Origin of the sequence: Aeromonas sp. A600620, assembly GCF_029479985.1 — a bacterium.
GTDB classification, from domain to species: domain Bacteria; phylum Pseudomonadota; class Gammaproteobacteria; order Enterobacterales; family Aeromonadaceae; genus Aeromonas; species Aeromonas veronii_A.
Window position 1 is genome coordinate 622,537 of sequence record NZ_JAAKXB010000001.1, and the last position, 7,600, is coordinate 630,136.

Here is a 7,600-nt window from a genome sequence, read left to right on the forward strand (position 1 = left end):
GGTTGCAGCACGGATGGGGGAGTGCCTTGTCGTGGCGTTGGCGTTTAGTTGCGGGGTGAAAGGAGTGTGGAGGCCGGTTGTTTAGTCGGCCAGACGGTAGAGAAAGCAAAGCGGGCGGGTAGGGTTGTGGGGGAAAACAATAAAGCTGCCGATGCCGGCAGCCTTATTGTCATCTGTTCGCTTTACCACCCATTGACAGCAAATCGGGTCTGCTGCGGTCAGGTTAGCGACGGCGCTTGAGGGTGCGGCTCACATAGTGCAGCCCGTTCTGGTAGTCGCCATTCACCGCCTTGAGTGCCAGCTCCAGCGCCTGGCTCGCCAGCGCGTCGTGCTGCTGGGGCAGGGAGTTGATGCCAAAGGGGAGGAAGTCGAGCAGGCGATCGTCCCCGAAGGTGGCCATGGCAAGCTTGCTCATATCGATCTCTTGCTCCAATAGATAGTCCAGCACCCCCTCCATCAGGATATAGGAAGTAGTGATCAGCGCTTCGGGCAGCTGACCCAGCTGCTGATGCAGATCCTTGATCAGGCGATACCCCTCAAGGCGGGAGAAGTGATCCCCCTCGCACAGGTGGCGAGTCGCGCTATGACTGGCGACCGCCTGCTCGAAACCGGCTTTTCGCTCCTGACTGATCGTAAGTGCTGGCAGCGCGGTGATCAAGGCGATATGGCGTAAGTTCGGGGTGAGCAGGGAGCTGGTGAGATCAAAGCTTGCCTTCTCGTTTTCACTGGCGACGGTGACGAACTTGTCGGCTGCCATCGCCCGGTCGATGGCGAGGATTTGGCTGCCTTGCGCCTGCAATTTACCGTAGAAGGGGTCGTCCGGCGGCAGGCAGCTGGCCACCAGCAGGGCATCCACATGACGGCTCACCAGCATCTGGGCCAGCTCTTTTTCGGTAGCGGGTTCATCTTCAGAGCAGACGATGAGCAGCTGATAGCCCTGCGCCCGCGCTCCCTGCTCCAGCCGCTTGGCCAGCTTGGCGTAACTGGCGTTCTCAAGGTCGGGCAGGATAAAGCCGAGGGTCTTGGTCTGGCCGCCACGCAGGGAGGCGGCGCGGCTGTCCGGCTGATAGTTATGGGCGGTGACAACGGCCATCACCTTGTCGCGGGTGGCCTGACTGATGCGGTATTGGTCGGCCTTGCCATTGATCACATAGCTTGCCGTGGTGCGCGAGACACCGGCGAGGGCGGCGATTTCATCCAGTTTCATCATATTGGCTCTGTTTGAGTTGCAAGGCCCACGGTCACTGCCGGGTGAGGGCACCGAAAAGTGTGCGCGGGATCATATCATTGAAAAGCACTCTTTGTGGGTACTTGATCAATTCGCTGAAACGATTCAGTCTGAGTGTAAGTGAAACGATTCAGCCTGTCAGCAACGAAGAGACCCAGTGGCCTGAAAATCAGGCCCCGATCACAGTGAACCGTGTTCAGGTCTATTGTCAGCTGGCGAGTTATCCGAATGTTCAATTGTGACGTACCGGCGTGGCCGGAACCTGATGGAGAGTCTCTATGTTGAAGTTGGCGCGAGAGCAGATCTTGCTGGGGCAGTCGGTGGCGACCAAGTCGGACGCCATTGCCCTGCTGGCAGGCAAACTGACCGAAGCCGGTCTGGTGGAAGCGGGCTATGTGGATGGGATGCTGGCCCGTGAAGCGCAGCATGCCACCTATCTTGGCAGCGGCATCGCCATTCCCCACGGCACCACCGATACCCGTCATCTGGTGAAGAGCACCGGCGTCATGGTGGCCCAATTCCCTCATGGCATCGAGTGGGACGAGGGGCAGATCGCCTACGTCGCCATCGGCATCGCCGCCAAGTCCGACGAGCATCTGGGCATTTTGCGCCAGCTCACCCATGTGCTGGGTGACGAGCAGGCGGCTGCCCAGCTCAAAGAGGCCACCGATGCCGACACCATCATCAACATCCTGACTGGCGCCACTGCCGCCAAAGAGGTGCAATACCTTAGCCTGGCTGACTTCCCGGCCGATGATCGCGACCAACTGCTGCTGGGAGCAGCCGCCCGCGCCAAATCGGCGGGCTGGGGCGATGCCGCCATGGTGAGCGCGCTGCTGGCAAGCGATCCCGCCTATCTGGGCGAGGGAATCTGGCTGGCCCGGGCGCAAGCGGCCCAGACTGGCTGGGTGTTGGCAACGCCCAGCAGCGAACTTCGCGCAGGGGAGCTGCCGGTCAGCGCCATGCTACTGCTGTGCGCCGCAGATAGCGGCCATCTGCCGCAGCTGGAGAATCTGGCCAAACTGGCGGCTGCTGGTCAGCTGGCGACGCTGGCGGGCGGCGAGGGACTGGCCATGCTGCAAGCAGGCCCCGCGAGCGGTCTTTCCGAAACCTTCACCATCATCAATCCCCACGGCTTGCACGCTCGTCCCGGCGCCATGCTGGTCAAGGTGGCCAAAGAGTTTGAATCCGACATCCGGGTGGCCAATCTGGATGGCAGCGGCGAAGCGGTTTCCGCCAAGAGCCTGATGAAAGTGATCGGTCTTGGGGTCAAATGCGGGCACCGTCTGGAGTTTCGCGCCGAAGGGGCTGATGCCGAAGCGGCTCTCAAGGGGATCGGTGAGGCCATCGCCGCTGGTCTCGGCGAGGGGGCGCATTGATGAAGATTGTTACCATCACCCTCAATCCGGCCCTTGATCTCACTACTCGCCTCGAGGCGATGAGCCTGGGTGAGGTCAATCTGGTGAGCGAGGCCAACCTGCGTGCGGCGGGCAAGGGGATCAACGTCGCCATGGTGCTCAAGGACTTGGGCCGCGCGGTGGGCGTTACCGGTTGGCTTGGCGCAGACAATGAGCAGAGCTTTGTCTCCCTGTTTGCAGAGCGGGCGCTGGATGATCACTTTGTCCGTGTCGCGGGCAGCACCCGCATCAACGTCAAGATCTCCGAGCAGTCCGGTCGGGTTACCGATCTCAACCTGCCGGGGCTCACCATCCAGCAAGGGGAGGTGAGCGCGCTGGAGCAGGCCATCGACCAATTGGCTACGCATGCAGAGTGGTTCGTGCTGGCGGGCAGCCTGCCCAAAGGGGTGGCCCCCGATTACTGCGCCCATCTGATCCACCTGCTCAAGGCCAAGGGCAAGCAGGTGATCTTCGATTGCAGCGGCGCGGCCTTAAGCGAAGGGATCAAGGCGGCGCCGACCTTGGTCAAACCCAATCTGGAGGAGCTGAGCCAGTGGGCGGGCCGCCCCATCAAGACTCTGAGCGAGCAGGCCGAGTGTGCCCGCGCGCTGCAGGCAAGCGGCATCCCCAACGTGGTGATCTCCAACGGCGCCGATGGCCTCATCTGGTTTGCCCCGGATGCCGTCTGGCAGGCCATTCCGCCGCGCATGCAGGTGGTCAGCACGGTCGGTGCTGGCGACTCCCTGGTCGCCGGTCTCGCCCATGGTCTGAGCCTTGGCTGGGCGCCGGAGCAGACCCTGCGGCTGGCCACCGCCGTCTCGGCCTTGGCGGTCAGTCAGGTGGCGGTCGGCTTTGACGATATCAATATGCTCAACCCCTTACTTGAACAGGTGCGCGTAGAGCGTCTGGATGCGCTGGCACCGGTTCAGTGCAATACCCCCTCAATGGAAAACTCAGGAGATGCCCAATGAAAGCAATCTTGGTTACGGCTTGCCCGGCGGGCATTGCCACCAGCTTTCTCGCTGCAAAACGGATAGAACAGCAGGCCAAATTGGCTGGCTGGGAACTCACCCTCGACGTCGGCTCCAGCGTGCAGCCCCGCCAAGTACCGAGCAAGGAGCAGATTGCTGCCGCCGATCTGGTGCTGGTTGTCGCCAGTGCCCCAGTGGATCTCGCTGCCTATGATGGCAAGCGAGTCTATCAGGGCAGCATGGATGTCGCCCTGCAGGATCCCGCTGCCTTGCTGGAAGCTGCCACCAGCGGTGCCAGCGTCTATCGTCATCAAGCCGCGCCCGCTGCCGCCAAACCGGCCGCCGCTGGCAAGCGCATCGTGGCGGTGACTGCCTGTCCGACCGGGGTGGCTCACACCTTTATGTCGGCAGAAGCGCTGGAGACCATGGCCAAACAGCTGGGTTATCAGATCCGCGTCGAGACCCAAGGTTCGGTCGGTGCCCAGAACGCCCTGACTGCCGAGGAGATTGCATCTGCCGATCTGGTGTTCCTCGCCACCGATATCGAGGTGGACATGGCCCGTTTCGACGGCAAGCCGGTCTATCGCACCAGCACAGGGGCGGCACTGAAGAAAACCCGCGCCGAGCTCGACAAGGCGTGGAACGAGGCGACACTCTATCGCCACAGTGGCGCCAGCCAGCCCAAGAAAGAGGAAAAAGCAGGCCCCTACAAGCACCTGCTGACCGGTGTCTCCTTCATGCTGCCCATGGTGGTGGCGGGCGGTCTTATCATCGCGCTCTCGTTCGTGTTCGGTATTGAGGCGTTCAAGGTGGAAGGCACTCTGGCCGCCGCCCTGATGAAGATCGGTGGTGGCTCCGCCTTTGCCCTGATGATCCCGGTGCTGGCCGGCTACATTGCCTACTCCATCGCTGACCGTCCGGGTCTCGCCCCCGGCATGATCGGCGGTATGCTGGCAAGCTCGCTGGGCGCCGGTTTCCTCGGCGGCATCGTGGCCGGTTTCCTGGCCGGTTACAGCGCCAAGTACCTGAGCGACAAGGTGCGCCTGCCGGTGACCCTGGAGGCGCTCAAGCCGATCCTGATCATTCCGCTCTTTGCCAGCCTCTTTACCGGTCTGGTGATGATCTACGTCGTAGGTGGCCCGGTGGCCGGCATCATGAATGCCATGACCACCTTCCTCAACAACATGGGCTCTGCCAACGCCGTGCTGCTGGGGGTCATCATCGGCGCCATGATGTGCTTCGACATGGGTGGCCCGGTCAACAAGGCAGCCTACGCCTTCGGTGTCGGCCTGCTGGCCTCCAAAACCTACGCCCCGATGGCTGCCGTGATGGCCGCCGGTATGGTGCCGGCACTGGGCATGGGGATCGCCACCTTCCTGGCCCGCACCAAGTTCATCAAGGCGGAGCAGGAAGCGGGTAAAGCCTCCTTCGTGCTGGGTCTGTGCTTTATCTCCGAGGGGGCCATTCCGTTTGCCGCCAAGGATCCGATGCGGGTCATCCCGGCCTGCATGGTTGGCGGCGCCCTGACCGGTGCGCTCTCCATGTTGTTTGGCTGCGAGCTGATGGCACCTCACGGCGGTCTGTTCGTGCTCTTTATCCCGCATGCCATCAGCAACGTCATGATGTATATCGTGGCGATTGCGGCAGGATCGCTGCTGACCGGTGTCTCCTACGCCATGCTCAAGCGCGGCGAAGAGCAGGCCAAGCTGGCCACGGCATAAGCCTCGCCACCCGGCAAGACGTCATAACCAAGAGCGGCCTGTGGGCCGCTTTTTGTTTTGTCGGGAGGATAGGTAACCTGTGAGGGGAAGATAGGGAGTGGTTAAAACTCCCAGCCTTGTTGTTCTGGCAACTGGGGTTGCGCTCCTTCCAGCGCTTTGCGCCGCGCAGCCTCAACCCGCGCCTTGCGGGCGCGACACAGACGCATTACATCCTGTTGCTGGGCCGGGCTCATTTTCTGCCAGTTGAAACGCTCCTCGCGATTGCGCAGGCATCCTTTGCAATAGCCCTTGTTGTTCACCTCGCAGACCCCGATACAGGGGCTCTGCAACGGGAATATTTCGAGCTGTTCCATCCATTACCTCGCATATCCTGTCACCTTGTTATAACCCAGCATCCTCCCTTTGGAGAAATCTCTCTTCAAGTGATTGATGTCGTTTGCTTTCCCCCTGCAAATTTGGCATCTTGCCGCCGAGCAGGACTCTTGGTGTTAAATGAGGACATATGAACAAACACGGATTCTGGCTGACCGCGATAGTGCTGGGGTTGGCCGGGTGTGCGGGTAACTCTGACAAAGCAGAGGTGCCAAAAAAACAGACTGATGACAGATGTTTTCTCAACTGCGAGGTGCCGGAAAATCTGGGCAAGCAGTATCTGGACGGTACCTTGCCGGGGGATCTGGTGCGGGTCGAGCGGGTCAACAGTCGTGCCAGTGCCGATTACAGCAAGTTTGGCCCCCAGAGTCGCATTGTCATGCAGCGTTCAGGGCGGATGGCGAGCCGTTATGGCGAGCTCTATCACCAGCTCTCCCGCTGGGTGGCGGGCGGCGGCAATCCTGCCGACATCACCCGTTACGGTATCAGCCTGGCTCAGCTGGGCGGCGCCGATCGCATGGGTAACGTGCTCTTTACCGGCTACTACTCGCCGGTGCTGGAGGTGCGTCACCGCCCGGATGCCGAGTATAAGTACCCCATCTATGCCATGCCCAACTGCGGCAGCCGTTGTCCGACCCGGGCACAGATCCACCAGGGCGCCCTTGCCAACCGCGGGTTGGAGCTGGGTTACAGCAAATCCCTTATCGACAACTTCCTGATGGACGTGCAGGGATCGGGCTTTGTTCACTACGGTGACGACGATAGGCTGCAATATCTGGGTTACAGCGGCAAGAACGGCCACGGCTATGTGAGCATTGGCCGGGTGCTGATTGACCGCGGTGAAGTGCCCAAGGAGCAGATGTCGATGAAGGCCATCAAGGAGTGGGCCAACCAGCAACCTGAGCACAGGGTCAAGGAGCTGGTAGAGCAGAACCCCTCCTATGTCTTCTTCGAGCGTCGCCCGACTAATGATGTGATCGGTGCCGCCGGTATCCCGCTGCTGCCGCTGGCGGCCGTCGCTGCCGACAAGACCCTGCTGCCGATGGGTACCCCGATCCTGGCCGAAGTTCCCTTGCTCGATAAAGAGGGCAACTGGACCGGCAAGCACCAGCTGCGCTTGTTGATTGCGCTGGATGTGGGCGGGGCGGTGAAGAAGGGTCACCTCGATCTCTACCACGGCATGGGTGAGAAGGCAGGTGTCGCGGCCGGTCACTACAAGCACTTTGGCCGTGTCTGGAAGCTGGGCCTGCACCACGGGCCGACTGCTGCCCCCTGGTTGTAATACTCTGAGGGTTTGGGCGTCTGTAATCGGGCGCTCGAGCAAAGATGAATATCTAGTCCTGAAATAGGTTTACACATTTTCAACTAGCATTTCTCTACTCAGAACCCCCTATGTACCGCATCGGGGGTTCTGTATTTCAACGCATGATGCGGCCGCTCCTCGTTGTAAATATCCACCGCCTCACGCACCATTTCCCGCGCTTGCGCCAAATCCTGCGGGCTTTGCAACAATAACTCTCCTTTCAAAATCCCGTTCACCCGCTCCGCTAACGCATTCTGGTAGCAGTCATACCCATCCGTCATCGAGCATTTCACCCCGTACCGTTCATGTAATGACTGATACAGTCCCGAGCAATACTGTACGCCGCGGTCAGAGTGATGGATGAGTTCACCGCCGCCACGCCGTTGCTTCAGTGCTTTCCTGAACGCCATCGCCACCGACTCGGCATGCATTCCTTCGTGTACGTGGTGGCCCACTATCTTGCGTGAGTACGCATCCGTCACCAGGCTCAGGTACAGCGGCCCGCTCCTGGCTGGCAGATAGGTGATATCAGCGACCCAGACCTGCTCCGGGGCCACCGGTGTGACCTGCTCTGGCCCCGCCTTGAGCAAGTTGGGATGACGGTAGAA

The 7,600-nt window shown here is 60.9% G+C and carries 6 protein-coding genes and 1 pseudogene; 4 read left to right on the forward strand and 3 right to left on the reverse strand.

Annotated features, from left to right (window positions below; translation table 11 throughout):
* Nucleotides 1-223 precede the first annotated feature (223 nt).
* On the reverse strand, nt 224-1,210 hold the full coding sequence (gene cra / locus G5533_RS02695; RefSeq protein WP_421249832.1) for a catabolite repressor/activator: 987 nt from the start codon (nt 1,208-1,210) through the stop codon (nt 224-226).
* Nucleotides 1,211-1,506: 296 nt separating this feature from the next.
* On the opposite strand from cra, the gene fruB reads away from it, so the two are divergent.
* The 3 genes from fruB to fruA are packed head-to-tail and all read left to right on the forward strand — an operon-like array spanning nt 1,507 to nt 5,317.
* Nucleotides 1,507-2,607 (forward strand): fused PTS fructose transporter subunit IIA/HPr protein, encoded by a 1,101-nt coding sequence (fruB, locus tag G5533_RS02700; protein WP_441254415.1) that lies wholly within the window; start codon nt 1,507-1,509, stop codon nt 2,605-2,607.
* Complete coding sequence (pfkB, locus tag G5533_RS02705; protein WP_441254417.1) at nt 2,607-3,596, forward strand: 1-phosphofructokinase; 990 nt, start codon at nt 2,607-2,609, stop codon at nt 3,594-3,596. The genes fruB and pfkB overlap by 1 nt, the downstream gene beginning before the upstream one ends.
* The gene (fruA, locus tag G5533_RS02710; protein ID WP_441254419.1) at nt 3,593-5,317 is read left to right on the forward strand and encodes a PTS fructose transporter subunit IIBC; all 1,725 of its coding nucleotides are present in this window, start codon (nt 3,593-3,595) and stop codon (nt 5,315-5,317) included. Before pfkB ends, fruA begins: the two co-directional genes overlap by 4 nt.
* 101 nt (nt 5,318-5,418) lie before the next feature.
* On the opposite strand, the gene G5533_RS02715 is transcribed toward fruA, so the two are convergent.
* A complete protein-coding gene (locus G5533_RS02715; protein ID WP_216953548.1) occupies nt 5,419-5,670 on the reverse strand; it encodes a DUF1289 domain-containing protein in 252 nt (83 codons plus the stop codon).
* A 149-nt stretch (nt 5,671-5,819) separates the two neighbouring features.
* Between G5533_RS02715 and mltA the strand changes: the two genes are divergently transcribed.
* Nucleotides 5,820-6,971 carry a murein transglycosylase A gene (mltA, locus tag G5533_RS02720; protein WP_421173214.1) on the forward strand — a complete coding sequence of 384 codons (1,152 nt, stop codon included), beginning with the start codon at nt 5,820-5,822 and terminating at the stop codon, nt 6,969-6,971.
* 98 nt (nt 6,972-7,069) lie between these two features.
* Here the strand turns inward: mltA and G5533_RS02725 are convergent.
* A pseudogene (locus G5533_RS02725) lies at nt 7,070-7,600 on the reverse strand (IS3-like element ISAs31 family transposase); the annotation flags it as partial.

Excerpts from the sequence above, each read along its gene's own strand:
- cra (WP_421249832.1), bottom strand. The coding sequence starts at position 1,210 with ATGATGAAACTGGATGAAATCGCCGCCCTCGCCGGTGTCTCGCGCACC.
- fruB (WP_441254415.1), top strand. The coding sequence starts at position 1,507 with ATGTTGAAGTTGGCGCGAGAGCAGATCTTGCTGGGGCAGTCGGTGGCG.
- pfkB (WP_441254417.1), top strand. The coding sequence starts at position 2,607 with ATGAAGATTGTTACCATCACCCTCAATCCGGCCCTTGATCTCACTACT.
- fruA (WP_441254419.1), top strand. The coding sequence starts at position 3,593 with ATGAAAGCAATCTTGGTTACGGCTTGCCCGGCGGGCATTGCCACCAGC.
- G5533_RS02715 (WP_216953548.1), bottom strand. The coding sequence starts at position 5,670 with ATGGAACAGCTCGAAATATTCCCGTTGCAGAGCCCCTGTATCGGGGTC.
- mltA (WP_421173214.1), top strand. The coding sequence starts at position 5,820 with ATGAACAAACACGGATTCTGGCTGACCGCGATAGTGCTGGGGTTGGCC.